The 26,381-nt window shown below is 64.6% G+C and carries 24 protein-coding genes; 8 read left to right on the top strand and 16 right to left on the bottom strand.

From position 1 onward, the window contains the following. Positions 1-39 precede the first annotated feature (39 nt). From CH286_RS12310 to CH286_RS12295, 4 genes are read right to left on the bottom strand one after another with little or no spacing between them, the layout of a single operon-like run. Positions 40-2,094, bottom strand: a complete 2,055-nt coding sequence (locus CH286_RS12310) for an FUSC family protein (protein WP_094609359.1) — start codon at positions 2,092-2,094, stop codon at positions 40-42. Between the two features lie 21 nt (positions 2,095-2,115). After that, positions 2,116-3,411 carry a GAF domain-containing protein gene (locus CH286_RS12305; RefSeq protein ID WP_094609358.1) on the bottom strand — a complete coding sequence of 432 codons (1,296 nt, stop codon included), beginning with the start codon at positions 3,409-3,411 and terminating at the stop codon, positions 2,116-2,118. A gap of 44 nt (positions 3,412-3,455) precedes the next feature. Further along, positions 3,456-4,223 (bottom strand): acetoin reductase, encoded by a 768-nt coding sequence (locus tag CH286_RS12300; protein WP_094609357.1) that lies wholly within the window; start codon positions 4,221-4,223, stop codon positions 3,456-3,458. Continuing rightward, positions 4,220-5,278 (bottom strand): 2,3-butanediol dehydrogenase, encoded by a 1,059-nt coding sequence (locus CH286_RS12295; protein WP_094609356.1) that lies wholly within the window; start codon positions 5,276-5,278, stop codon positions 4,220-4,222. Before CH286_RS12295 ends, CH286_RS12300 begins: the two co-directional genes overlap by 4 nt. Positions 5,279-5,459: 181 nt before the next feature. On the opposite strand from CH286_RS12295, the gene CH286_RS12290 reads away from it, so the two are divergent. Then, on the top strand, positions 5,460-6,575 hold the full coding sequence (locus CH286_RS12290; protein WP_094609355.1) for a hypothetical protein: 1,116 nt from the start codon (positions 5,460-5,462) through the stop codon (positions 6,573-6,575). 21 nt (positions 6,576-6,596) lie between these two features. On the opposite strand, the gene CH286_RS12285 is transcribed toward CH286_RS12290, so the two are convergent. Next, on the bottom strand, positions 6,597-7,382 hold the full coding sequence (locus CH286_RS12285; RefSeq protein ID WP_094609354.1) for a hypothetical protein: 786 nt from the start codon (positions 7,380-7,382) through the stop codon (positions 6,597-6,599). A gap of 141 nt (positions 7,383-7,523) precedes the next feature. Between CH286_RS12285 and CH286_RS12280 the strand changes: the two genes are divergently transcribed. Next, on the top strand, positions 7,524-9,365 hold the full coding sequence (locus CH286_RS12280; RefSeq protein WP_094609353.1) for a flavin-containing monooxygenase: 1,842 nt from the start codon (positions 7,524-7,526) through the stop codon (positions 9,363-9,365). A gap of 92 nt (positions 9,366-9,457) precedes the next feature. Here CH286_RS12280 and CH286_RS12275 read toward each other — a convergent pair whose 3' ends face one another. Together CH286_RS12275 and CH286_RS12270 are read right to left on the bottom strand one after the other, a co-directional pair. Beyond that, positions 9,458-10,933 carry a carboxylesterase/lipase family protein gene (locus tag CH286_RS12275; protein WP_094609352.1) on the bottom strand — a complete coding sequence of 492 codons (1,476 nt, stop codon included), beginning with the start codon at positions 10,931-10,933 and terminating at the stop codon, positions 9,458-9,460. A 57-nt stretch (positions 10,934-10,990) separates the two neighbouring features. Then, the gene (locus CH286_RS12270) at positions 10,991-11,995 is read right to left on the bottom strand and encodes an aldo/keto reductase family protein (protein WP_037149047.1); all 1,005 of its coding nucleotides are present in this window, start codon (positions 11,993-11,995) and stop codon (positions 10,991-10,993) included. Positions 11,996-12,100: 105 nt separating this feature from the next. On the opposite strand from CH286_RS12270, the gene CH286_RS12265 reads away from it, so the two are divergent. Further along, on the top strand, positions 12,101-13,657 hold the full coding sequence (locus CH286_RS12265) for an amidase (RefSeq protein WP_094609351.1): 1,557 nt from the start codon (positions 12,101-12,103) through the stop codon (positions 13,655-13,657). 34 nt (positions 13,658-13,691) lie between these two features. On the opposite strand, the gene CH286_RS12260 is transcribed toward CH286_RS12265, so the two are convergent. Genes CH286_RS12260 through CH286_RS12245 form a run of 4 tightly spaced genes read right to left on the bottom strand, consistent with a single transcriptional unit; the run spans position 13,692 to position 16,698 of the window. Beyond that, complete coding sequence (locus tag CH286_RS12260) at positions 13,692-14,945, bottom strand: hypothetical protein (protein ID WP_094609350.1); 1,254 nt, start codon at positions 14,943-14,945, stop codon at positions 13,692-13,694. 7 nt (positions 14,946-14,952) lie between these two features. Then, positions 14,953-15,417, bottom strand: coding sequence for a MarR family winged helix-turn-helix transcriptional regulator (locus CH286_RS12255; RefSeq protein WP_094609349.1), 465 nt, complete (start codon positions 15,415-15,417; stop codon positions 14,953-14,955). Further along, a complete protein-coding gene (locus CH286_RS12250; RefSeq protein ID WP_094609348.1) occupies positions 15,414-16,013 on the bottom strand; it encodes a DJ-1/PfpI family protein in 600 nt (199 codons plus the stop codon). Before CH286_RS12250 ends, CH286_RS12255 begins: the two co-directional genes overlap by 4 nt. A 40-nt stretch (positions 16,014-16,053) precedes the next feature. After that, complete coding sequence (locus CH286_RS12245) at positions 16,054-16,698, bottom strand: hypothetical protein (RefSeq protein WP_094609347.1); 645 nt, start codon at positions 16,696-16,698, stop codon at positions 16,054-16,056. A 95-nt stretch (positions 16,699-16,793) separates the two neighbouring features. Between CH286_RS12245 and CH286_RS12240 the strand changes: the two genes are divergently transcribed. Then, complete coding sequence (locus CH286_RS12240) at positions 16,794-17,153, top strand: ArsR/SmtB family transcription factor (protein WP_094609346.1); 360 nt, start codon at positions 16,794-16,796, stop codon at positions 17,151-17,153. Further along, on the top strand, positions 17,150-18,187 hold the full coding sequence (locus tag CH286_RS28425) for a TIGR03086 family metal-binding protein (protein WP_094609345.1): 1,038 nt from the start codon (positions 17,150-17,152) through the stop codon (positions 18,185-18,187). Before CH286_RS12240 ends, CH286_RS28425 begins: the two co-directional genes overlap by 4 nt. A gap of 7 nt (positions 18,188-18,194) precedes the next feature. Here CH286_RS28425 and CH286_RS12230 read toward each other — a convergent pair whose 3' ends face one another. The 3 genes from CH286_RS12230 to CH286_RS12220 all read right to left on the bottom strand — a co-directional run bounded on the left by CH286_RS12230 (position 18,195) and on the right by CH286_RS12220 (position 21,156). Further along, positions 18,195-19,340, bottom strand: coding sequence for an acyl-CoA dehydrogenase family protein (locus CH286_RS12230; protein ID WP_441347121.1), 1,146 nt, complete (start codon positions 19,338-19,340; stop codon positions 18,195-18,197). Between the two features lie 69 nt (positions 19,341-19,409). Continuing rightward, positions 19,410-20,231, bottom strand: coding sequence for an SDR family oxidoreductase (locus CH286_RS12225; protein WP_094609343.1), 822 nt, complete (start codon positions 20,229-20,231; stop codon positions 19,410-19,412). A 58-nt stretch (positions 20,232-20,289) separates the two neighbouring features. After that, on the bottom strand, positions 20,290-21,156 hold the full coding sequence (locus tag CH286_RS12220) for a sulfurtransferase (protein ID WP_094609342.1): 867 nt from the start codon (positions 21,154-21,156) through the stop codon (positions 20,290-20,292). 65 nt (positions 21,157-21,221) lie between these two features. Between CH286_RS12220 and CH286_RS12215 the strand changes: the two genes are divergently transcribed. Further along, the gene (locus tag CH286_RS12215) at positions 21,222-22,367 is read left to right on the top strand and encodes an NADH:flavin oxidoreductase (protein ID WP_176458220.1); all 1,146 of its coding nucleotides are present in this window, start codon (positions 21,222-21,224) and stop codon (positions 22,365-22,367) included. Between the two features lie 53 nt (positions 22,368-22,420). Here the strand turns inward: CH286_RS12215 and CH286_RS12210 are convergent, their stop codons facing one another. Then, entirely contained in the window at positions 22,421-24,850 is a 2,430-nt protein-coding gene (locus CH286_RS12210) for an HNH endonuclease signature motif containing protein (RefSeq protein WP_094609341.1), read from the bottom strand. 142 nt (positions 24,851-24,992) lie between these two features. Here CH286_RS12210 and CH286_RS12205 point away from each other — a divergent pair, with 142 nt between their 5' ends. Further along, positions 24,993-25,265 carry a hypothetical protein gene (locus CH286_RS12205; protein WP_094609340.1) on the top strand — a complete coding sequence of 91 codons (273 nt, stop codon included), beginning with the start codon at positions 24,993-24,995 and terminating at the stop codon, positions 25,263-25,265. Here CH286_RS12205 and CH286_RS12200 read toward each other — a convergent pair. Then, positions 25,262-26,077 carry an IclR family transcriptional regulator gene (locus tag CH286_RS12200; protein WP_094609339.1) on the bottom strand — a complete coding sequence of 272 codons (816 nt, stop codon included), beginning with the start codon at positions 26,075-26,077 and terminating at the stop codon, positions 25,262-25,264. The genes CH286_RS12205 and CH286_RS12200 overlap by 4 nt on opposite strands. Before the next feature lie 109 nt (positions 26,078-26,186). Between CH286_RS12200 and CH286_RS12195 the strand changes: the two genes are divergently transcribed. Then, a partial coding sequence (locus CH286_RS12195) for a CoA-transferase (RefSeq protein WP_303396148.1) occupies positions 26,187-26,381 on the top strand: 195 nt, incomplete at its 3' end.

Here is a 26,381-nt window from a genome sequence, read left to right as displayed (position 1 = left end):
TTCATGCGGCCCAGCCAAGACCTTGTCACCGTGCCAAGGTCAACCCCGACTCAGCACGTCCGCGAGAGTTCGGTTCATCGTGTTCAGTGACCGCACCGCACCCCGCAGCGGACCGGGCGCATTGGTGGAGGTGAGCAGCACATCCAATACCGTTGTCTCGGTGATCTTCTCGGGCGGGTCGACGTGCTCCCCGGCGACAACTGCCTCCACCTGGCGCACGGTGTCGCGCACCAGAGCCGCAGCCTCGCGCAGAGCCTGGGCAGTCTCGTCCGACGGAGCCGACTGCGTATCGGCGCGGGAGGCGAGCACCCCGGCACGGGCCAGTGCATGCGCCGATCGACTGCTGACGGCCAGCACCCGCAACAGTCGCTTCGCGCCACGTCTGCTGCGGGTGGTCGGCCCGAGCACGAGCGGCTTTCCGGACGTCAGAACATCTTTCAGCGCATTGTCGAGCGTCCGCGTCGACGCCACCAGGTCGGTTGCACCGCCCGGTGAGAGAACCGATTCGACGCTCGATTCGATCAACGCATCCAGCTGTTCGAGGTACGTATCGACCTTCTCGATCAACGTCTTTCGAGTACTCGTCGAGAAGATGAAGTACGCCGACGCCATTCCGACGGCACCACCGACTGCGGTTTCGATGATCCGAAGCTCGAGCACCTCGATGCTGAACGTGCCCAGCAGCCCGTACAGCATTGCGAGCAGGATGGTCACGAAGAACGACAGCAGCGCATAGGCGACCGTCACCAGGTAGAACGCGAAGAATACGCAGACGACGATCAACACCAGCTGCAGCGGTTGATCGTCGCCCACCAGAGCGGCGATCACCACCCCGGCGAGCACGCCCGCGATCGTTCCGAGAACGCGTTGACCTGCCCGCGTAAGGATTTCACCCCGCGTCGATGCCCCCGTGAACACCAGGAAGGCCGTCAGCACCGCCCAGTACCAGCGGTCGGGAGAGACGAGTTCACCCAGCACCGTCGCCGCACTGGTGGCGACGGCCACCTGGATCGCAGCCTTGGTGCTGGGGTTCAGTCCGCTGGGCGCGTCCTTCGGGGCAGGTTCGGTGACGACTCGAGGACCCGCATCGACGGCAACCGCATTGGTGGTGATGTGATGAATCGCGATGTGCGCCTGCACGGCTCGCTGCGCAGAAACCGTCGCGATGCCGGCGGGGGTGGACGGGTCGGCTCGCTCGGCTGCTGCCGCCGCCAATCGGCGAGCCGCCCGCAGCTGTTCCGAGGACGGTGTGTTCTGCAGACACGATCCGAGCGCGGTGGTCGCCTGTCCCAGGGCCGTCGGCCACGGCTTGACGGGATCGAGAGCCCACAGTGAGCTGACGAGCTGCTCGGTCGCGATCTGGGCGTCGAACACTCGGAGTGAGAGATCGGCACTGGTGACGCTGAGTAGCTGCCCGGCATCGTGTCGGTCCAGCCAGTCGTCGATCATCAACGCGGTATTGCCGAGCCGATCGAGCCTGCGGCGCACCAGGTTCAGGTCGCGGCTCTCCCCTGCCGACGCCGCCTCGAGTACCGAGGCCGATACCGCCCGCATCGCGAACAACAGCCGGCGCACCTCCACGACCGGCCGGTCCGGGAAGACGACGGCTCGCACGAACAGGGCGATCACCAAGCCGCCGAGGATGGCTGCGATCAACATCGGTAGCTGCCCCGGGGTCGCTCGCAGGAACAGCGCGAAGAAGTACGAAATGAACGACACCATCCCCAGCGCCGTACCGCGAGGGCCGAACCGGCGCACCCACACCGCCGCGAACAGCACCACGATGAATCCGACGTCGGCCACCTTGCCGAGCTCGGAGAGCAACGCCGCCAACGCCACCGCCGCCGATGCGGGCAGCGCCATCAGCGCGGTGGTGATCAGCCGACTGCGCTGGTCCTTGTCCTTCACTGCTGCAGACGCCTGCATCGCCACGACGGTTCCGAGCATCGCCACGGTCACGGGTTGACCGATCGCGCGCGTGGTGAGCACCAGCGTCACCATCGCCAACAGCACCGTCAGCGTCGTCGCCGACGCGCTGCGCAGCCGTACCTGCCCCGGATCCGAGGCGTCGAGGATTCGGGCGAGGCGCTTCATTCCCCGATTCTGCGCTACGGCTCAGCCCCGTGCCGCCCGGATCGCAGGGGCCGACGAATGCGGTAGCAACCGGCTCATGTCCGAAGGCGTGATCACCTCCACGGTCGCCGATTCGTCCAACCGATACGGCTGCGTGGAGATGATGCCTGCGAGGTGCTTGCGAAGCCGCGACATCTCGGCCCGCACGGTGATCGCGCGGCCGTCGTCGCCGAAGAGATCGGTCGCCATCTGCGCGGCGGTCCGTCCTTGGCGATGGGTGCCGAGCAGGTACAGGATCTCGGCGTGCCGGGGCGTCGGCTCGTGGGTCCACTCCCCCACCTCGCTGCGCACTTCGATGCGAGGCTTCTGCGAATTGCGCAGGTCGATGCGAATTCTCGTCGTGTTGCCCGAGTCCGCGACCGACGAGTCCGCTGGGCCTGCGGGTCGGACGAGCCAGCCACCGGGCAGGGGCTCGAAATCGCACACACCGAGGGTCGGCAGCCAGAAGCGTCCCGTCGCGAGATCCTCGGGCAGCAGGATGCGATTGCGCAGCGCCACCGATTCGACGGCCGCGACCCAGCCGTTCGCGTCGACGGCCAGGGCCGGGGACTGCAGGCGCGCGAGCATCGGTGCGGCCACCGAACGCAGTCGATCGAGTGTGCTCCGATGAATCTCGCGCAGTTGCGATTCGGCCAACCGTGCGACGGCGTCGACCAGTGCGATGGTGGTGGGATGCACCGTCTTGGCCGGTCCGCTGACGTCGATGGCTCCCAGTACCTGTCCGGTTCGCGGATCACGGATGGGCGCGCCGGCACACGTCCACGAATGATGGCTGCGCACATAGTGTTCGGCCGAGAAGATCTGGACCGCGCGCCGCGAGACCAGCGCAGTGCCGATGGCATTGGTGCCCACCGAGTCCTCCGCCCAGTTGGCCCCCTCGACGAATCCGAGATCGTCGGCGCGGTCGAGGACGGCCGTCGATCCGCTCCGCCACAACACGCGGCCGTGACGATCGGCGACGACGAGGATGTTGTCGCCGTCCTGCACCACCGATTCCAGGCCGCGGGCCAGATCGTCCAGGATGTCGAACAACCCCGATTCTCGACGGCTGAGCTCGAGATCGGACACGTCCATCTGCGTCTCGGCTGGGTTGCCCAGTTCGGGGTCGATGCCCAGGGTCTGCAACCGCCGCCACGAGTCACCGATGACCTCGCGGGGACGTGCGGGCGACTTGCCGCCGGTCATGGTCGCGTCGTACACGGCAGTGAGAATCTGCGCGTAGCGGCGCGGGTCTTCGCCGGCCGCCAGCGCAGGTTCAGGACCTGTCGACTGCGTCATCACAGTCAATTGTGCTCCAGCTCACAGATCGACATCAACGGGGGTTACCGATAGACCAGGCCACCGTCGATCAACGGTGCCTGGCCCGTCATGTAGTCCGAGTCGGGTCCAGCGAGATACGAAACGAACGCTGCCACGTCCTCGGGCGTCTGCGCCCGACCGAGAGCGATACCGCCGACGAACTTGTCGTAGGTTTCGCCCTCCGCGGCGCCGGTCAGCTCGGCGAACCGTTTGTCGATGGTCACCCACATGTCGGTGCCCACCACTCCGGGGCAGTACGCGTTGACGGTGATGCCCTCAGCGGCATATTCCTTGGCCGCAGCCTGGGTCAGTGCCCGAACCGCGAATTTTGTTGCGCTGTAGACCCCGAGCATCGCGAATCCGTCGTGACCCGCGATGGACGACGCGTTGATGATCTTGCCCTTCTGGCCGAGAGACTTGAATGTTGCTGCGGCCGCTTGGATTCCCCACAGCACGCCGTCGACGTTGACGGCCCAGATCGTCGCGACGTCCTCGGGCCGAACATCGTCGAGCGGGGCCACTTGCGCAATTCCCGCATTGTTGACGATGACGTCGAACCCGCCGAGCGCGCTGTGCGCGTGGTCGACGGCCGCGAACACCTGGTCGCGATCACTGACGTCGGCCACGAATGTCGTTGCCTTCGAGCCAGTTCGACGCACCTCGTCGGCGACGCCTGCGATCTTGTCCTCGGCCAAATCCACCAATGCGATGTCGTGACCGTCGTTCGCCAACCGCAACGCGATGGCGCGGCCGATGCCCTGACCCGCTCCGGTCACCAACACCGCGCTCATGCGGATGCTCCAGTCGAAGGATCGACCAAAACCTTCATCTTCGTGCCTGCGTGCAGCGCCTCGAACCCGTCGTCGATGACGCCGTCGAGCGCAATCTTGTCCACCCAGCCAGTCGTGTCGTAGTGGCCCTGGCTCATCAGATCGATGACGGCCTCGTAGTCGGCGGAGGTGTAGCACAGCGAGCCCTGAATTCGGGATTCGTTCATCACCAGCTTCTGCAGCGGCGTGGTGAGAGGCTTTTCGTAGATAGCGACGCTGATCAGCGGCTTACGCGCACCGATACAACCGAGCGCGGCCTCGACGGCAGGTTGCACGCCGGCTGCGTCGTAGATGGCGTCGGCACCCTTGCCGTCGGTGAGGTCGGCGATGTAGGCCGGGATGTCGAGAGCTGTCGGATCGAGGGTCTTCGCTCCGAGGGCCTCGATCGATGCTCGACGCGTCGGCGACGGTTCGACCACGTAGACGTTGTCGAGTCCTTTGCCGCGCAGCGCGAACCACAGTCCGATGCCGATGGGCCCTGCTCCGAACACCATCGCGGTGTCCTCGGTCTTCGGATCTCCCAGTGTCGCAGCGTGATAGGCGACCGACATCGGTTCGACGAGCGCACCGAGTTCGAGCGAGACGTTGTCGGGCAAGGCGTGAATCATGTCGGTGGGGACCACGGTGTATTCGGCCATTCCGCCGTCGGACATCAGTCCGTGGAAGCCGATCTGCGCGCAGATGTTGTAGTTGCCCGCCCGGCACGGCCCGCAGTGTCCGCACCGATAGAGCGGCTCGATGGCGACGCGGTCGCCGACCGCGATGCCGGTCACGCCCGCGCCGAGCTCGGTGACGGTTCCCGAGAACTCGTGCCCGAGGATCAGCGGCATCTCCTGACCGGTCAGCGGATGCGGCGAGGTGGGGATGAAGATGGGGCCGGCGTAGTACTCGTGCAGGTCGGTTCCGCAGATTCCGTTGAACCCGATCTTGATCTTGACCTGCCCTTCACCGGGATGAGGCTCGGGGACGTCGGTGATCTCCACCTTGTTGGGTCCGTAGTACATAGCTGCGCGCATCGGTTTTCACTCCTGACTGGATTGGATGCACTCAGGTTTATGTGACCCGGAGCACAACCGCCAGGGTTGCACCGCGTTGCACTGCGCCGGCCGCAGTGCAACCTCCCGCAACCCTGACGGTCGGGTGTGATTCAGCTCATAGTGACGGCGTCACCTTCGCCTCGAACGAAACGAGCAGCACATGACCGCTACCGCAGACCGCCCACTGAGCAAGCCGAAAATCACTCCACCACAGGGAAACTGGCTCGTGTTCGGAGTTGCCAACCTCGCCGTTGTGGTGGCCGTGTCGCTTGCGGCGTGGTATCTGCTGGCCGACCCGACCACCAGTCCGTGGAACTTCTATCCCCTCCCCTTCAACGCCGCGCTGTTCTGGGCAATTCTGTTCATCGTGTTCATCGGATTCGATTGCGAATTCGCCGGATTCGACTCACTGAAGCAACCGATACGCGGGCTCACCATCCTGGCCTCGACGGCAGTGTTCGCCGTGGCCGTCACCTGGATCCTCGGTAGCGGCCTCGGGTCGTTGTATCCCGATTTCGCCGGCTCTCGGGAGGGCGGACTCGGCTATTTCGCCGGTGCGCTGTTCGTGCTGTTCGGTTTCGGAACCTGGGTGATGGTGGTCCTGAACTGGCAGCACTGGCCGTGGACCGTACTGCGTATGAAGCAACCGCTGATCGGGCTGTGCGAGATCGCCGTCGTTGCCGTCCCGACTCTCGCGCTGTACTTCGTGTTCGGGCTGCCCTCGGTCTCGCTCTCGGCCACCGATCCACTGATGTCCGTCGACACCGCACTGGGCTGGTTCTACTCGATCGTCGTCTCGGTGATCCTCACCGGCCAGACCCTCGACAACTGGCCGTGGAAACTGGCCGGTGGCGGCGGACGGACCGCCCTGGCGGCAACGGTCGGCAACGCGGTTCTCGGCACCGCGATCTACTTCCTGATGGTTCCCCTGGCGAAGCTCCTGGTCGGGTCCGACGCCACCGCCGAGCTCGGCTCCGTCATCAACCAGTTCCCGGCGCAGATCGGCGTGTGCTGGGCCTTCTGGATGATTTTCTGGGCCAACGGCTTCGGTAATCGCTTCCCCGCGGCGGGGCGCGCGGTGCTGACCTTCGCCTTGGCCATCGGCACGTTCCTGGCCTACTACTACGTCGTCGCGCAGCACATACTGCACGAGCCCACCGTCGCCGCCGGGATCTCCGGGAACGCACTGGGATTCATCGACTGGCTGGTGCTCTGGACCTTGATCTACGTCGTCGGATTCCAGTCGTTGGGGTTGAAGAAGCTCTCGCACGGCTGACCTCGTTCGCTGACAGCCCGATCAGTCGTCGAGCGCAGGGCACTGAAATGTCAGTGCAGCTCTGATGAATTCGACCCGATCTCGTTTGATCTGCAGAAGATGTTCATCGGTCTCATGCTCAAGTCGCGCAAGGATGTCCTGCAACTCGATCACATCGTGTCGGGCACTTCGTCGATTCTCCGGAAGCTCACCCGGCTCCACGGCCGAGGCAAGGTAGTCGAGGCGGTCCTGCAGCGAGTTCTGGTGCGTCGCCCTCATGAAGTCGACAGCGCCAGCACTGTTGTCCTCGGATTCGGCCAGTTCCTCATCGGCCCTGGCGAGGTAATCGGCAGTGTCGCCCGACATCTCTATTTCGGTGCAGAGTCGACGGCCCAGACTGCGCAAGAACCCTGGGGTCGAGACCACCGACTCGAACTCGGCGGACGACAGGCCTGCCTTCCATTCGAATTCGAGACCGCATGTGGCTGCGGCGAATTCCGCATCGCCGCCGGCAGGTGTGTTCGGGTACAGCAATGCGGTCTTGCTGCCGCCGGGAACGAACGCGCTCAGTCTTTGCGAATCGAAAGGGTCGTCGGGCTGACCGTTTCTCCAATAGAACTCTTCCTCGAACTCCGTGCGCACGTGTCCCCGCACACGCAGATACGGCGTGTGGAGAAGCGCGTCACCCATGACGGTCGGCATCGAGTTCTCGCCGACGGAATCGATGCACGGGACCGTCGGAGAACGTGTTCCGGTAGCGACAGCAGGCACGTCCTGCGGCGCAGACGAGCATCCCGTCAGGACGACGAGAACAAGAGCTGCAGCCATGCGACGAATCATGTTTCCCCCGGAAATTCCTAGAACTATAGCGCCCATCGCGCAGTGCAACCCACTGCAACTCTCGACCCCAGCGCGCAACAGGAGTGTGCTGGGTCACATCGCTGGAACCACGAATCGCTAGGAGTTTTGATGACCCAGACCATCGAGCCGGCCTCGATCACCCGCACACACACCCCGCAGGAACGGGTCGACGCTTGGCTGTCGAAGTTCGAGGACGCACTGGTCGCACGAGACATCCCCCGCGTTGCCGGCATGTTCGCCGTCAGCAGCTTCTGGCGTGACCTCGTCACCTTCACCTGGAATCTCAAGACGGTGGAGGGCCGGGACGGCGTTTCCGACATGCTCTCCGAGCGGCTCGACGACACCGATCCGACGGGCTTTCACACCACGGAAGTACCCGACGAGGCGGACGGCGTCATCTCGGCGTGGATCGAGTTCGAGACCGCAACGAGCCGAGGTAAAGGGCACTTGCGCCTGACGGTCGATGCCGACACCGGCGACGACGTGGCCTGGACTCTGCTGACGACCATGCAGGAGCTCAAGGGCCATGAGGAGCGTCAAGGCAAGTCCCGTATCAAAGGCGCGGTGCACGGCTCGAACGCCGATACCCAGAACTGGGCGGAGAAGAAGGAGATCGAGGAGAACGAGCTCGGCTACAGCGTGCAGCCGTACGCCCTCGTGATCGGTGGCGGTCAGGGCGGTATCGCTCTCGGCGCTCGGTTCCGGCAGTTGGGGGTGCCTGCGATCGTCGTCGATCGCGCCGAACGCCCCGGCGATCAGTGGCGTGGACGCTACAAGTCGCTGTGCCTGCACGACCCGGTCTGGTACGACCACCTCCCCTACCTGCCGTTCCCGCCGAACTGGCCGGTGTTCGCGCCGAAGGACAAGATCGGCGACTGGCTCGAGATGTACACCAAGGTCATGGAAGTTCCGTACTGGAGCAAGACCACCGCGAAGTCCGCCACCTACGACGAGGTGGCGAAGGAGTGGACGGTCGTCGTCGACCGCGACGGTGAGGAAGTGATCCTGCGGCCCAAGCAGTTGGTGATGGCCACCGGGATGTCCGGCAAGAAGAACGTCCCGAACTTCCCCGGCATGGACGAGTTCGAGGGCGAGCAGCATCATTCCAGCGAACACCCCGGTCCCGACGCCTATGTCGGCAAGCGCGTCGTGGTCGTCGGTTCCAACAACTCCGCGCACGACATCTGCAAGGCTCTGTACGAGACCGGCGTCGACGTCACGATGCTGCAGCGCTCGTCCACACACATCGTCAAGTCCGATTCGCTGTGTGAGATCGCCCTCGGGGATCTGTACTCCGAGCGGGCCGTCGAGTCCGGAATGACTACGGGCAAAGCCGATCTCACGTTCGCTTCGCTGCCGTACCGGATCATGCACGAGTTCCAGATCCCGGTGTATCAGCAGATCGCGGAGCAGGACAAGGACTTCTACGATCGCCTCGAGAAGGCCGGCTTCCAACACGACTTCGGTGACGACGGTTCGGGACTGTTCATGAAGTACCTGCGCCGCGGCTCGGGCTACTACATCGACGTCGGTGCCTCGGAGCTGGTCGCGGACGGCAAGATCAAACTCGTTGCCGGACAGGTGGAGCGGATCAGCAAGACCGGCGTCGTCCTCGAAGACGGTACCGAGCTGCCGGCCGACCTCATCGTCTACGCCACCGGCTACGGCTCGATGAACGGGTGGGTCGCCGACCTGATCGATCAGGAGACCGCGGACAAGGTCGGCAAATGCTGGGGCCTCGGGTCGGACACCACCAAGGATCCCGGCCCCTGGGAGGGCGAGCAGCGCAACATGTGGAAGCCGACGCAGCAGGAGAACTTCTGGTTCCACGGCGGCAATCTGCATCAGTCGCGACACTATTCGCTCTACCTCGCGCTCCAGATCAAGGCGCGCTACGAGGGTATCGACACCCCGGTCTACGGGCTGCAGGAAGTGCATCACCTTCGGTGACCCATGTGCGCGGAACCTCGTAGCAGAGTACGAGGTTCCGTGCACATGCGGCGCAGGTGCTCAGGTGCTCAGGTGCTCAGCCGCTCAGGTGCTCAGCGTATCCCGTCCCACACCGCGCGCGTCGCCGACCGCGGGTCCAGAACGACCCCCGGCTCGTCGCCGAACATCATCACCGCACGGTCGGTGCCGTACGAGTCCCATCCGGGAGAGCCGTCGCGCACGAATTCGACCCAGGCACGGTGCATCTCGTCGGCAACCTTCTGCGGCGGATTCGGGCCGGTGATTCGTGCGGTCTCGGGCTTGTGCAGCATGTCGAACACGAACGGGATCTCGAGTGCATGGCAGGCCCCGAGCGCGCCGTCGAACAGTGATGAGCGCCAGGTGAATTCGTAGACGAAGGCGTTACCGGAGCGGGCCTCGACCAGGCGCGTGGCCGGGATACGGAAGAACCAGTCGGTCATGACGGCGATCATCAGCTCGCCGGCTGAGGCGTCGGGCAGCTGTTCGCGGTACCGGTCCAGCGCCGACGGGTCGGCTCGATACCCGGCGAGGACCATCTTCACGTAGTCCTCGGTGAGGTGCGGGACAATCCCGGCCGGGACGATGAAGAACGCATGTTCCTCGCTGGTGGTTCCGATCAGCACGTCCACCTGTGCGCTCGCGCCATCACTGATGATTCGCGAAAACGGCAGCCCCGGAACGACATCACCGTCGATGTACGGCTCGAAGGCCATCACGTTCAGGGCGAGCTCACCCCAGGCTCCGGTCGGAGCCTCGGCCGTGATTCGATCGGACAGTTCACGCTGAGCATCGACCAAGGCATCCACCGGCACCGACCCCAGGCTGTCGACCGTCGCCTCGACGCCGAGCGAGGCCGCCAACGCAGCGGATACCTTCGCGGCGGTCTCGGCGGTGATGACGTGGTGACCGGCACCGCTCTGCAGAATCGCCCGTTGGAAGAGCCCCTCGGCACGGGGCATCGACATCAGGGTGCCGACGCTCATCGCGCCCGCAGACTCTCCCGCGATGGTCACCCGGGCCGGGTCGCCGCCGTAGGCAGCGATGTGGTCGCGTACCCATTCGAGGGCCGCGACCTGATCGAGCATCCCGCGGTTGGCGGGAGCTCCATCGATCAGTGCAAAACCGTCGACGCCGAGTCGGTAGTTGATCACCACGGCCACGATGCCGTCGCGCGCGAAGGCGGAACCGTCGTACGTGGGAATGGCGTTGCTGCCGTTGACGAATGCGCCGCCGTGAATCCAGACGAACACCGGTGCCGAGCCGCCGGCATCGGGGGTGAAGACGTTGACGTTCAGGCAGTCCTCGCCGGGCACCACCGGCTCACTGAGGATCTCGCTGGTCGGCGGACGGTAACCCACCTTGGGAACGGTCGCCCCCAACTCGAGCGCGTCGCGCACGCCGTCCCACGTGGGTGGCGGTGACGGCGCTTGGAATCGGCGGGGTCCGAACGGAGCCTCGGCGTACGGCACTCCGAGGAACGAGGTGACGCCTGCGCCGGTCCGACCGCGAACCTGGCCCTGAGGTGTATCGACGATGATCGTGTCCATACGTCCTTATTACCCTGTTCGCTTCGCCTTGTCGGTCGGACCGGCAACTTCGGGTGCTCAGACCAGACGTGCCTCGGGCGAGCCCGTCTTGCCCGCGTCACGCTCGACGGAATCACCGAGGGCCTCGTCGATCTTCGCGAGCACATCGGCGTCGAGGGTGACCTCGGAGGCCTTGATGTTCTCGGCGATCTGCTCCGGCCGCGAGGCACCGACGAGCGCGGCGGCGATGTTGTCGTTGGCCAACACCCAGGCAACGGCCAACTGCGCCATGGTGATTCCGAGATCGTCGGCGATCGGCTTCAGCTGCTGCACCCGGGTGAGCGTCTGATCGTCGAGGTAGCGCGCGATCATCTTGTCGCCGCCCTTGTCGTCCTTCGCGCGAGAACCATCCGGCAGGGGCTGACCGGGAAGGTACTTACCGGTGAGCACACCCTGGGCGATGGGCGACCAGACGATCTGCGAGATGCCCAGTTCCTTCGACGTCGGGATCACCTGATCCTCGATGACACGCCAGAGAGCCGAATACTGCGGCTGATTCGAGATGATCGAGAAGCCGTTCTGGCGGGCGAGTTCCTGCCCGGCGCGGAGCTGGTCGGCGGTCCATTCCGAGACGCCGATGTAGAGCGCCTTTCCTTGGCGGACGACGTCACCGAAGGCGGCGATGGTCTCTTCGAGCGGGGTCTCGACGTCGTAGCGATGAGCCTGGTAGAGGTCGACGTAGTCGGTGCCGAGCCGACGCAGCGAGGCGTCGATGCCTTCGAGAATGTGTTTGCGGGAGAGTCCGGTGTCGTTGGGGCCCTTGGGTCCGACGGGGAAGTAGACCTTCGTGAAAATCTCGAGCGATTCCCGACGCTCGCCTTTCAGCGCGTCGCCCAGCACCGTCTCGGCAGCTCCGTTGGCATAGACGTCGGCCGTATCGAACGTGGTGATGCCCGCATCGAGAGCCGCGCGTACGCACTGGGTGGCGATATCGTTCTCCACCTGCGATCCGTGCGTCAACCAGTTGCCGTAGGTGATCTCCGAGATCTTGAGTCCACTGTTTCCGAGGTATCTGTAAGCCATGAAGAAAACGGTACTCCGGCCGCAGCTCCGACTCCGTACTGTCACGCGGTTCGAATTTACTGATGTGTAACAGCCTGTGCATACGGCCTCGTTAGCGTCGTTACCGTGTCCATCAAAGACCGCAGGGGCGTTCTCGTACTGATCACGGCTCTCACGCTCAGCGCCGCCGGTTGTCAATCGACCAGCACTCCTGACAACGGTTCCGACCTCCCGTTGCAGGGACTCGGCGTCGACGATCTTCGGTCGAGCTTGGAGTCGGGTCAGTACACCAGCGCGGATATCACCAGGACGTACCTCGACCGGATCGAGAAGTACGACGACACTGGCCCGACGCCGCTGCACGCTGTTGTCGACGTCAATGCCGACGCACTGGCCGAGGCGAGCACGTTGGACGACGAGCGCGCGGCGGGAAGAATACGGGGCCCGCTGCACGGTATTCCGGTATTGATCAAGAGCAACATCGGAAGTTCGGAGCTTGCCGCGACGGCGGGAAACGTCAACCTGAGTTCGTTCCGTCCCGTCGAGGACTCTGCGGTGGTTCGCAACCTGCGAGAGTCGGGCGCAATCATCCTCGGAACCACCAACATGTCCGAATTCGCCTGGCATGGAACGTTTACCAGGAGTTCCGTCGAAGGTACGACCGCGAACGTCTTCGACCGTGACCTCAGCGCCAGCGGTTCCAGTGGCGGAAGCGCAGTTGCCGTGGCGGCGGGGTTCGCCCCGATCGCCTTGGGCACGGACACCTGTGGCTCGGTGGTCGGACCGGCCGCCCACGCCGGCCTGGTGGGATTTCGCCCGAGTCACGACGCGATCAGCAGGGACGGCGTCGTCCCCCTGTCTCTCGCGCAGGACGTGGTCGGGCCGATCGGGCACTCGGTCGCCGACGCAGCGGCGGTAGCCGATCTGACCAGTGGCAGAGACAACGGATGGTCCGACTCCGCAGCAGCAGTAGACCTCACATCCGTAACGGCGGCGTACCTCACCTGGCCGTTCGACGCTCGTGGAGCTGATCCGGACAGTCCCGACCAGGCCGTGCGGCCTCAGATCCGTAGCGGTTCGGATGCGGCCGTCGAGGCCCTCACCCAGTCGGGACCGCGGTTGGTCGACCTACCCGAGCTGAACCAAGAGTTCGCCACCGACGTTCTGACGGACAGTGGTTACAAGGATGCACGGCCATCCATCGACCAGTTTCTCAGTTCGACGAACGCCGCCTACGATCCCGAGGTTGCCGCGAGGGCCCTCCCCTCGGATGTTCTGACTTTCGAGGATATGACCGAAGGCAGTGCGCTGGAAGCAGACACGATCGCAGAGTGGTCGGAGGCACCCCCGTTGCCCAATCCGGCGCAGGATGCGATCAACGCGAAACAACAGGCAGGAACGCAGGCGCTGACCGACCTCATGGCCGCCCAGAATGTGGACGTCCTCATCTACCCGACGACGCCCGAAACAGCCTCAGCGGAGTGGGCGGGCACGGCAGCGTGCGGTATCAGCGCGAACACCGGCGCTCCTTCGGTTCAGATCCCGATCGGTAGCACGACGAGCGGCCTACCTTACGGTCTGACCGTCGCTGCCGCGCCTGGGCAAGACGCCACCGCCCTCGCAGTTGCGGCAGCTCTCGAAGCCTCCGTCGACGCCGACATACCGGCTCCAGCACTGCCGTAAATACCGAGACGTCAGAACAGGTTTCGCACGTCGTCTACCCCAGAGTCCGGTAGCGGCCGAGGGCCCACATCCCGACGCCGGCGAGCACCACCGTCGTGAAGGCAACTCCCGTCGAGAGCCACAGGTCGATGCTGGGAGAGAACGTGCTCGTGTCGATCGACGTCAACGGTGTGTAGGCAGTCCAGCCGTAGGTGACGACCATCGGGACCGTGATCGCCACCGGAACCGCGAGGCCCAGTGTCAAGGTCGTGGGGGTCGCGGTCGTGGGGGTCGAGGGGGTGCACGAGACGTACAGGTAGGCCGCAGCTGCGGGGAAAACCACCAGACTTGCCACGTAGTGCACGTTGTCCAGCGGCGGGTACTCGAACAGTGCGGTCACACAGACCAGTGCCAGAGCAGTGATGCCGATCCACGAACGCCCCCAGCGTATTCCGAGTGCCACACCGACCGACACGGCGAGTGCCGTGACGGCCACCAGCCCGAGTACCCAGACTCCTTCCGACACATCGATACCCACACCGGAAGTGGTGTTCGAGGTGAGCAGGACGGCGGTCCCGGCGAGAACGAGCCTGCCACCGCGGCCCGGCAGCAGAGCAGCGGCCGCGAACAGTACGGGTACGACGAGGATTCCGAAGTACCAACGACCGACGAACCCGTATTCGCTCTGAAACACGCTGAGCCCGAACAGTACATCGAGCAGAAGGCCACCGATCGAGACCAGCAGTATCGCCCCGACCGTACGGATGTTCCGCTCGGGTGACGAACAGTCGTCACCGCGGTCGACACGAGCTGCCAAGAACACCGTCAGCACCACGAGGGCGCAGAGGACCGGTACGACCACTGGTGTGCCGATATCGGACTCGGTGAGGTAATCGGCGTAGCGACGCGGGACACTCGGGTAGTGCAGAGCCTCGACCGCGCCTGCACTGAGCAGACCGAGAAGGAACGACCCGATCAGCAGCGCTTGTCGAACTCGTGCACCGTTCGCCCGTACTGCAGTGCATCCCAGAAGAACTCCGCCTGCCACCACCTCGGCGAGGTCGGAGGGCATCAGCAGTGCCGTCACCCCGGCGACAACGGCAGCGGCGATGGACAGGCCGGCCAGAATACTGCGCCGACGAACGAGCATCGCCAGACCAGACGCCAGAATCACTGCTGTCGCAACTCCCCCTCCACCGCTGGAGTGCAGCACGCCGCCGACGCTGGTGTCGCCGAAAATGTCGACCCCGTCGGATTGCGACAGCAAACCGGCCAGCAGTCCGGAGAGCAGTAGTGCGAGCACAGCCATTGCCGAATTATGCACGGCCACCGCGGTAGTGACGTGAGGCTGCGAGGATCTTCTCCAGGGTAGCTGCGAAAGAGCGTAATTCGTCCTCACCCACCGCGGCACCCACGGCGTCCGACCACGCGTGTTGAGCATCTCTCAGTGCGGCGACTGTCTCGCGTCCCTTGGGAGTGGGTTCGAGGAGCTTGGCCCGCCTGTGGTGAGGGTTGTCGACGTAGACCGCCCAGCCTTTGTCCACCAACAGATTTGCCGTCCGCTGCACGCTCTGCCGTGCCAATCCCAACCCGACGCGTCGCGCGATATCAGCGACCGACAATGGCTCGTCCAGGGTGGCCCCCAGAACCTGCCACCAGGCCGGAGTCAGGCCCGTCGGCTCGGTGATGTCCTGTGCGGCAGCGAGAAATTCGCCGTTGAGCTCGAAAACGGGCAGCACTACCGCCGTCAGCGAATCACCCTCCGGGCTGCGGTCGGTCATGCCCCCGCCAGCTGGTCGTAGTACTTTCGCTCGCCTGTCGTGTACAGGCCGTACCAGGCATCGACGACGGGTTGCGGAAACACGTTCAGCCGCTCGAATACCAGCTTGGCGAACTCGATGGGTGCCGTCGCGCCGGCAGTGATGACCGTACCGTCGGACACCGCTTTGTCGTCTCGGTAGTGCTCGGCTCCGCTGTATAGCTCTGCAGCAGTGAGAAATTCGGCAGCATTGGACGTATGTGGCCGGTCGTTGAGCAGTCCGGTCCGAGCCAGCCCGTAGGTGGCACCGCAGATCGCCGCCACCGGGGTCCCCGCCGCAACGAGTACGGCGGCGAGCTTCAGTACCGTGTCGTGCCCGGACTCCCAACTGCCCGCTCCCGGCAGAATCAACGCGTCGAGTGTCGGCAGATCCGCCAAGCCGACGTCCGGCGTGATGCGCAATCCTCCCATCGTCGTCACAGCCTCCCCCGTCTCCGAGGCGACGATCAGCCGGTTGGCTTCCGGGTCTTGTTCACGGGCCATGGCCAGGCCGGCGGTGAGGTACCCGTATTCCCAGTCGGCCATGGTGTCGGTGGCGTAGAGCGCAATGGTGGTCATCGGAACGTCCTCGCATCGATTGACAGTATGCTGTCAATCATCACCCCATTGACAGCAGGCTGTCAATACCCGGCAGCACCCGAGTGGCTCGCGCGCGCGGATCCACCTCGTCCAGATAGATCCGGCACGCCGCGTGATAGCGCTGGTCGAAGGCCATACCCGCGGCCACTTCACCCCCGAGCGCATCCGCATCCCGGGCTGTACCGCGAGCCCGTGCGACGTCCATCGGGGTGTCGACGAAGACCGTGTAGTCCCAGTAGTCAGGCAGCGGCGGCCGGTGCAGAAACGTTCCGTCCACCACGACGATCGTGTCGGTAGGCACCGGCTCAGGCGGATCTTCCACCGGCTCATCGGACGCCAGATCGATGATCCGACGCCGGATTTCGCCGCTTCCGGTCGGGCCCAACGGGATCAGCACCTGCGTACACAGCGCGTCGAAGTCGTATGCGTCCCGGTAGTAACCGACAGCCGACGCTCGCCCCTGCCGATACCGATAGGCGCGCCGGTGATGGAAACCGTCCATGGTCACATGAATCGCAGGACGCCCCTGCGTTGCAACAGCACTCACCAGCCACCGCGCACAGGTCGACTTTCCCGATGCCGTCACCCCGTCGATCGCCACACGTAGCGGGTGCCCCAGATCTCGAGAGATCACGTCCCGCACCATGTCATCACCGATGCCCATCCGACGAGGGTAGGCCAAGGGAAGTACTCAACCAAATGGTTGACTATGCACGTCACGCGGCTTACTCTCGGCTTCATCGAGAAAGCGAGGAGCCGATGCAGGATCACACGGAGCAACTCGACAAGACGTTCGCGGCCTTGGCCGACCCCACTCGACGCGACATGGTGGCACGGCTCGCCGCCTCGGATGCGAGTGTCAGCGAATTGGCGGAGCCGTACGCCATGAGCCTGCAGGCCGTATCCAAGCACGTGAAGGTGCTCGAGGAGGCCGGCCTGGTCACCCGCAGCAAAGATGCCCAGCGTCGGCCGGTGCATCTGGACGCGGAGGTGTTCGGGCTGATGACGAAGTGGATCGAGCGGTACCGGCAGGAAGCAGAACAACGCTATCGACGCCTCGACGCCCTGCTGGACGGCATCGCAGACGACAAGACCACCGAGACGAAAGAGGTGTCATGACTGTGCACGAAACCGAGATCCTCGCAGACGAGAAAGTACCCACGATCGAGATCGTTCGAGAGTTCGATGCAGCACCGGAGCAGGTGTTCCGCGCTCATATCGATCCCGAGCTGTATCGGCAATGGGTGGGGCCCAGATCGTTGACCACGCGAATTCTGAAGTGGGAGGGACGCACCGGAGGGTCCTGGGCCTTTGCCAACGATCGGGGCGGCGAGGAGATCGCAGCCTTCTTCGGCAGTTTCCACGAGGTCAGGGACAACGAGCGGATCGTGTGGACGTTCACCTACGAGGGCCAACCCGATTCGGTCGCCCTCGAGACCCTCACCTTCGAGCGGCGCGACGGCGGGGGCACGCTCTTGAAAGTTCTCAGTGTGATGTCGGACTTCGCAACTCGCGACGGGATGCTGTCCAGTGGCATGGATGTCGGGGTGAAAGAGGGTTACGACAAACTCGACGAACTGCTCGGGCAACGAAAAGGGCCGGCCCAGCAGCACCTACAGGACGCGGCGATGTTCACCGCGCTGGTCGAGTCCGCCTCGCCCGAGGACTGGTCACGCCCCAGCCCGGTATCGGACTGGGCCGCAATCGATGTTGTGAAGCACCTGATCGAGTGGTCTCGCGGCTTTCTCGCCGGCGGCGCGGGAATCGAGTTCGAGACCCTGGACATCGACGCCGACCCGAAAGCCGCATGGAGACACCACGTCGCCGACATCCAGGCAATTCTCGACGACCCTTCCGACCGCGTGTTGAGCAACCCGCACACGGGAGACATGCCGGTGGACGAGGCGATCGCGATGTTCTACACCGCCGACATCTGGATGCACTCCTGGGACCTTGCGAAAGCCCTCGGCCTGGAACACGACTTGGGCCAAGGTCGCTGCGCTGCGGCCCTCGACGCCATGCGACCGATGGAGCAGATGCTACGGGACAGCGGACAGTACGGACCCTCCGTCCCGGTCGGCGACGACGCTTCCCCGCAGGACAAGCTGATGGCCTTCATCGGCCGTGACCCGGCCTGGCAGCCGGGTCGATGACCTAGGTTCAGAAGTACTTCTTCAGCTCCATTTTCGCGATCGACATCTTGTGCACCTCGTCCGGACCGTCGGCCAGACGCAAGGTGCGAATGTGGGCGTACATCATCGCTAGCGGGAAATCGTTGCTCACTCCGCCGCCGCCGTGCACCTGGATGGCACGGTCGATGATCTTCAGTGCCATCTCGGGTGCAGCAACCTTGATGGCGGCGATCTCGGTGCGCGCTTCCTTGTTCCCGACGGTGTCCATCAGGTACGCGGCTTTGAACGTGAGCAGTCTCGTCTTCTCGATCTCGATGCGCGCTTCGGCGATCCAGTCCTGAATGTTCGAGCGCATCGCCACCGGCTTACCGAACGTCACTCGCGATACTGCACGGCGACAGAGCAATTCGAGCGCCCGCTCGGCGACGCCGATGGTGCGCATCGCGTGGTGGATACGGCCGGGCCCCAAGCGAGCCTGACTGATGGCGAAGCCCTCGCCCGGGCCCTTCAACACGTCCTTTGCCGGCACCCGCACGTCCTCGAAGAGCACCTCGGCGTGACCTTCGCGGTCGATGTAGCCGAACACCGGCAGATTACGCAGGACCGTGACACCGGGTGCGTCGATGGGTACCACCAGCATCGACTGTTGACGGTGGGTAGCGGCCTCGGGATCCGTCTTGCCCATGACGATGAGAACCTTGCAGTTCTTGTGCATTGCGTTGGACGTCCACCACTTTCGACCGTTCAGGATGAAGTCGTCCCCGTCGCGGTCCATCTTCATGGCGATGTTCGTGGCGTCGGAACTGGCCACGTCGGGCTCGGTCATCGCGAAGGCTGAGCGAATGGTGCCGTCCAGCAACGGCTTCAGGTACTTCTCTTTGTGCTCGTCGGTGCCGAATAGCGTGAACACCTCCATGTTGCCGGTGTCCGGTGCGTTGCAGTTACATGCCTCGGGAGCGAGCAGGCTGCGGCCCATGATCTCGGCGAGCGGGGCGTACTCGAGGTTGGTCAGACCGGGGCCCCATTCGGGGTGCGGGTGGAACAGATTCCACAGTCCACGTGAGCGCGCTTCCTTCTTCAGATCCTCGATGATCGGCGGCTGAAAGTGCGGGTCACCGGAGTCGAGCATCTGCTGCTCGTACACGGCCTCGGCCGGGTAGACGTGAGAGTCCATGAACTCCAACAGATCCGACTCGTATTTCTTCGCACGGTCGGAGGTCTCGAAAAATGCCACGGTGGGCCCCTATCGGTTGTTGTCGAGCAAGCTGTCCTGGTAGCGACGCATGCCGCGCAACCACCGGTCGTAGTCGGCACCCTTGTTGCGGTACATGTCCAGTACGTTCTCATGCGGCAGGATGAGGAACTGCTCGCGGTCCATCGCGTCGAGCACCACATCGGCAACGTCGAGGGGTTCGAGTACGGCACCGGCGCTCAGAACCGCCGCAGTTGCGGCCGCTCCCAACGCATCTCCCGACTCGCGTCCCTCGTAGAGCAGTTTGGTGTTGACACCCATGGGGCACAGGCAACTGACACGAATGCCTCGGTTGCCGTAGGTGACGTTCATCCATTCGGCGAATCCGACGGCCGCGTGCTTGGTCGTTGCGTATGTGGCCGAACCGATCTGGGTGAGCAGACCTGCTGCAGAGGCGGTGCTGACGAAATACCCCTCACCGCGCTCGAGCCAACCCGGCACCACAAGCTGCGCAGCGCGTATGTGTGCGCGTACGTTCACATCGAACGAGAGGTCCCAGTCCTGTTCGGTGGCGTCGAGTCCGGGTGCGCCACTGATGCCTGCGTTGGCGAAGTAGAGATCGACCGGACCGAACGAGGCCTCGGCCTGTGCGATCAGCCGTTCGATATCCGCGATGTTCGACGCGTCCGCCGCGACCGCGACGGCCGTCCCCGGCCGGTCTCGTTCGATGGCGTCGACCACTGCTCGAGCCGTCTTCCCGTCGAGGTCGGAGACGACGACGCGTGCGCCGTGCTCCGAGAGTCGAGCAGCGATGGCCCCGCCGATTCCGCCACCACCGCCGGTGACGATGGCAACCTTGCCTTCAACCTTCATTCCCCAGGTATAGTTGAAGTCAGATTCAAGTTCAACCCTGGTTTGGTGAACGGGCAGCTCAGGCGGGGTGCGTTGCCCTCGGGTGCGTCGGATCGGTGATCCATCCCGACCACGAGCCCGGATACAACGCAGCGTCGATACCAGCCAACTCCAGGGCGAGAATCTGGTGTGCGGCGGTCACCCCGGATCCGCAATAGACAGCGACGTCTTTCCCTTCCGGCACAAGTCCACCGAATGTGCCATCGAGTACCTCGGGATCCAGGAACTTTCCGTCCGAATCGACGTTGTCGGTCGTCGGTCGGTTGATCGCGCCCGGGATGTGACCGGCCACGGGATCCACCGGCTCCACCTCGCCGCGGAATCGTTCGGGTGCCCGGGCGTCGAGCAGTACGTTGTCCCGGGCGAAATCGAGTACGTCGTCGACGTCGAGGACGCGTGCCAGGGATGGCCGGGCGGTGAACGATCCGGCCGCCACGATCGACGGTTCGGTGTCGATCGGGAATCCGGCGGCCACCCACTGAGCCAGACCGCCATCGAGGACTCGTACGTCTGCATGGCCGTAGTAGCGCAACAGCCACCAGCCGCGCGCGGCAGCGGTCGCCGGTCCTCCGTCGTAGACGACGACCGACGAGCCGTCGCTGACGCCGGCGCCGCGCATCGCTGCAACGAAGGTCTCCTCGTCGGGCAATGGGTGACGGCCGCGGTGATTCGGGTCGTTCCTGCTGGCTCCACTCCCGTGATCCGGCGGGGCGGCCAGATCGGCATCGAGGTCGACGAATTGGGCGTGCGGGATGTGCCCGGCCTCGTAACCTGCTCTGTCGCTCCCGGTCTGGAGCGTGAACCGGATGTCGAGGACGACGGGGGCCCGTCCCATCTCGAAGAGATCGTGCAGTTCGGCGGCAGAGATCAGCGGCGAAGGGCTCATAAGGATCCGACGCTAACAGCCCCGCACGGGGAATAGCTCGGGGTTGGTGCAGGTTGTGCGCAGGCGTGACCGAAACTGCATCCACAACTCAGCATCTGTCCACCGCCGGGCTCTTCGAACCGTTCGAGGTCAAGTCGCTGAAGCTGCGCAACCGCTTCGCCATGGCCCCGATGACGCGCGCCTTCTCGCCCGACGGCATCCCCGGCCCGGATGTGGCCGAGTACTACCGCAAGCGCGCCGCCGGTGGCACCGGCCTCATCATCACCGAGGGCACCTACATCCCCGACCCCGCCGCAGGTCCTCACACCCGCGTCCCACGGATCTACGGCGACGCCAGCCTCGAAGGCTGGAAGGGCGTCGTCGACGCGGTGCACGCCGAGGGCAGCGCGATCATCCCGCAGCTGTGGCACCTCGGCGTCGAGCGGGGCACCGAGCCTCGCCTGTTCCCAGACGTCACCACCGTCAGCCCGTCCGGAATCGCCCTCGACGGCTCCTCGGTCGGTAGAGCCTTCACCGACGCCGACCTCGACGAACTCACCTCTCAGTGGGTACAGGCTGCGGTCAACGCACAGAACACCGGCTTCGACGGCCTCGAACTGCACGGCGCTCACGGCTACCTGCTCGACGAGTTCCTCTGGGCTACAACCAATGTGCGCGACGACGAGTTCGGTGGCTCGCTCGAAGCCCGCACCCGTTTCCCCGCACAGGTCGTTGCTGCGATTCGTGCGGCCGTCGGCGAGGACTTCGCCATCGTGTACCGATTCTCGCAGTGGAAGAGCAATCACTTCGACGCTCGGATCGCACAGAACCCCGAGGAGCTCGGACGCGTCCTGACGCCACTGGTCGACGCCGGAGTGGACGTGCTGCACGCCTCGACCCGACGCCACTGGGATCCGGCGTTCCCCGAGCTGGACGGTAACGACGGAAGGCTCGGCTTGGCCGGTTGGACGCGCAAGCTCACCGGAGTTCCGACGATCACCGTCGGATCGGTCGGCCTCGACTCGGTGTTCACGTCGGCATGGTCGGAGGATGCCGCGTCGGGTGTGACCGGATTGGACGCTCTCGTCGGCCAATTCCAGGACGGCGAGTTCGATCTGGTGGCCGTCGGGCGCGCGTTGCTGTCCGATCCGGAGTGGGTGAACAAGGTGGGCGACGGCCGCGTCGACGAGCGCATCGAATTCACGCGCGATCACATTCAGCACTTGGTCTGACCGAGCGGGCACGGGTCTGACGGAGCAGGCACAGGGATTCACGGCAGCATCGCCTAGAACGGCGGTGCTGCCGTGTCGTCTGTCTCGGGCTGTTCGTTGTCGGGTGGGTCGGGGTAGGCGATGATGCCGGATCGTCTGGGTTTGGTGGGGATGTGTGGCCTCAGGTCGTTGCCGATGATGGGTACGGCTGTTCCGTTGGCGGGCAGGGTGATTCGGGTGGTCTTGGAAGTGGAGGTCCACAGGATGGCGCCGCCGGGGAGCATGACGGCTGTCCAGTAGCCGGAGGTTTTGACGGTGTGGTGGAACTCGCACAGGCATTGCAGGTTGTTGACGGTGGTCCAGCCGCCGCCGAGGGGGTTGGCGTGATCGAAGGGGATCACGTGATCGAGTTGGCAGCGGTCGGCGGGGCGGTGGCAGTCGGGGAAGCGGCAGTGTCGGTCACGTAGCCGTACGGCGGCAGTGGTGAGGGTGTCGGGTCGGTAGATCAGGGCTCGGTCGGTCAGTGGGTCCCGTGCGACGGATTTTCCGAGGGTGGGGTCGGCGGCGATCGCGGCTTCGAGTGCCGCGGCCAGCGATGCGTTTCCGAGATAGAGGCCCGAGGGTGTGTGGATGGTTCGGTTGTTGCGCCGGATTACGGAGGACAGATCGAGGGCAGAGCTGTGCCGTGTGCCCCTGCCGACTGGTGTGTGGGTGCAGAACAGGGCTGCAGCGGAGGTCAGCGACTGCAGACGACGCTGAGATCGATCGTCGCCCGGTGCCGGGTCGGTCGGGCCAGCCTCTGCTGGGACTGGATCCGGTAACGAACTCCGCTCGGCCGGCGGCTTCGGAGTAGGCGATGACGCGGTGTCCGCCGCTGGTTCAGGTACTGGAGTCGGACCGGCTGTTGTGGAGCCGGATGGCGTTGTGGAGCCGAATGCCGTTGTGGGGCCGGATGCCGTTGTGGAGCCGGATGGCACTGTGGAGCCGGATGGCGTTGTGGAGCCGGATGGCGTTGTGGAGCCGGATGCCGTTGTGAAAGAGCCTAATTCCGAACAGCTCGGTCCGGTATCAGGTGCCGGCGATGTCAGTTCCGCAGGTGATCGTGAATCCGATGCGGGTTCAGACGACGCAGCTGCCTCACGGTCGGTGTCCGACGTTGCGTCCCCTCGCGGGTCCGTCGCCGTTGCCGTCGCGCGTGTTGCTGCATGCTTCCGGACAGGATCGGCGGCGTCCAGGTCGGGAGTTGTCGATGGGACGCTCGCAGGTACGGGCGTGGACTCGTCGTTCTCCTCGGCATCGTCGAGCTCATCTGCCTGTGCCTCTGGTGCCGGTGCCGAGATGTTCCCCTGTGCAGGTGCAGGTGAACTGGACGAATTCGGTTCGGTCGAGGAATCAGCCTCTCTATCCCAATCCGTGGCCGACCCCGTTCCCTCGCCAGCATCAGCATCAGCAGCCGAATCCACATCTGCGCCTGTGTCCGTGTCGGCGTCTCTGCCTGTGTCTGCGTCCGGTTCCGTCGCTGTTCCCGTCTCGGGTCCTGCTGCAGCCCCTGTCTTCTCACTGTCCGGGCGTCGTTCCCATTCCCCGGTTTCCGGGTTCTGCACGGCCAGTCCCAGTTTCTCCGCGAGGGTGACTGCGTCGGTGAGCAGGATCTGCCACTGACTGTTGCGCGCCAACTCCCGCGCGAGATCAGGATCGATGGATCCATGCCCGGCCAGGTACGCGGGGTTCGCCAATAGTCCGATGAGGGTGGCGATATCGACGGTGATCATCGTCAACGGCACCCGACGATCCGGCAGCTCTACATCTTTTTTCGGGCAGTCATCACGTCGGCACAGGCATGCCAGGCGGGGTTCGCCGTGCATGCGCGCCATGAACGCATCACACAGGCGCTCTTTCTTGCCTCGGGGGTCCTTCGGGCAGAGGGTGTCGGCCATCTCCTCGAGCAACTGCCATGCGGCGGCAGCCTCGGGGGCGGTCAATTCCGCGCGGATCCGGGCCAGTTCCCCGGCGGGGCTGTAGCCGACGTTGCGAAACCGTTTTGCGAACTCTCGTAGTGCTGCTGCTTCGTCGGGTGCGACCCGCAGCAGGATCTCCCATATCTCCTTCTCCAACGGACCCGGCGACGACCTGCGTGCTGCTTCGACGATCTCGTCTTCGACCATCGTGACGATGTCGTCGGAGAGGTTGTCGAGGATGCGGCACACCGTCCGCACCCGGGGTAAGTCGATCTCCCCGGTCTCGAATGCGGACCGCAGCAGTGGGAGTCGGGTATGCAGGGCGACGCCCACGGAGACGTACGATTCGGCGACTGTCGCCGAACATCCCAACGCCACTGCCATCTCGGTGCGTCCGTACCGGCTGTAGTGCTTGTACTTGGAATCGAGGGTGATCCAGTCGCAGTGCACGCGGTAGCAGGCAGCGACCTTCCGGGCAGCGTGACGATTTTCTGCACACGCAGCAGCGGTCAACGCCTCCAGCGACACGATCGGTACTGCACCCATTTTTCACCCCCCGGTGAGCAACGATTCAGAACATGCGTTCGAACTGAATGAAGACTATCTCGACCCACCGACAAGAACGCACAGACCGCAAAAAGGTCGGCTGGCCTGCCACTATTCGATGAATCGTTCTACACTCCGACCCATGACCGAGCCCGATTCCACCCCGGCCGAGCTGGCCCAGTTGCGTGCCCAGGCCAGCAGCGGCGATCAGGATGCACTCGACCAGTTGGTCGAACTCGCAGGCTCTCGAAACGACGTCGACGAACTGCGCTCCCTCGCCGACGCAGGCAGTACCGATGCCGTCGACATCCTGGTCGAACTTGCCGGTGAACGCGGTGATCGCGTCGAGCTGCACAGGCTGGCGGCCGCAGGCAGCCAGGACGCCGCGGACATCCTGGACGAGCTCGACAGCTAGCCGGGTGTGGGCCGCTCCCCCAGTTGCAGGGTGAGTCGGTGCGCCGCGTCGAGGAGCATCTTGCCCAGCTCACGCCGTCGATCGTCGCGGAATCGTGTCTCGACACCGGTCAAGCTCAGCGCCCATGCCGGCTTGTCGGCGCGATCGAAAACGGCGGCACCGAGCCCCCAGCTACCCTCCACGAGCAACGCCGGGTTGACGGCGAATCCCGTGGAGCGGGTATTCGCTATCCGCCTGCGAATCTCCACGGCCGAGTGACTCTCTCCCCACTCCGGCACCAGGTTCACGGCATCGAGATACTCGTCGACCTCCCGATCCGGTAGGTGCGCAAGAATGGCCAACCCTGCGGACGCCACTCCGAGCGGCAGCCGGATTCCCTCGTACAGCACATGAGAGCGCAGCGGAAAACTTCCCTCCACTCGAAGCAGGCACACCGTCTCCGAACCCCGGCGGGCCGACAAAAACGCACTCTCACCACTCTCGGTTGCCAACGCCTGCACAACTTTTCGCGCCTGGTCGGTGATGTCGTACCGCAGGGCCGCCATGGACCCCAGCAGGTAGATCTCCGGCCCCAGCGACCAGCGGCCGGTCGCAGTGTCACGATCGACGAATCCCTGTTCGGCGAGCGTGGACAGCAGGCGATGGGTGGTGGGTCGCGCGATACCGGCCGCCCGCGCGAGGGCAGTGGTGGAGGCACCGGACGGCTCCTCGGCTCCCGCTGCCCTCAGCAACGAACAGATCTTCCCGATCACACTCGCGTTGGCATCCGATGACGTCACCCGAGGATCGTACGTCCATTCAGTGGACACCATGCCTCAATCCGTTCACCGACCGAGCAATCAGAGCCGTTCTTGCCACAACGAAGTGCAGCTCAGGTTCACTGAAGTCATCGTTTGCTCAACGAACACATCAGGAGTTCTTGTGACAGGAAAGACCTACGCGTCCGCTGCCGACGCGGTCGCGGACATCGGCCGTGGGGCGACCATCGCGGTCGGCGGCTTCGGGCTGTGCGGTATCCCGGACGCTCTCATCGAGGCCATCGCGAACACCGACGCCGACGAGCTGGAGGTGTTCTCCAACAACTGCGGCGTCGACGGCTACGGACTCGGAATCCTG

Source organism: Rhodococcus sp. WWJCD1 (assembly GCF_002258735.1).
Lineage (GTDB): Bacteria > Actinomycetota > Actinomycetes > Mycobacteriales > Mycobacteriaceae > Rhodococcoides.
Note: the sequence above shows the minus strand (reverse complement) of the source record. Positions and strands in the feature narration are given on the sequence as shown.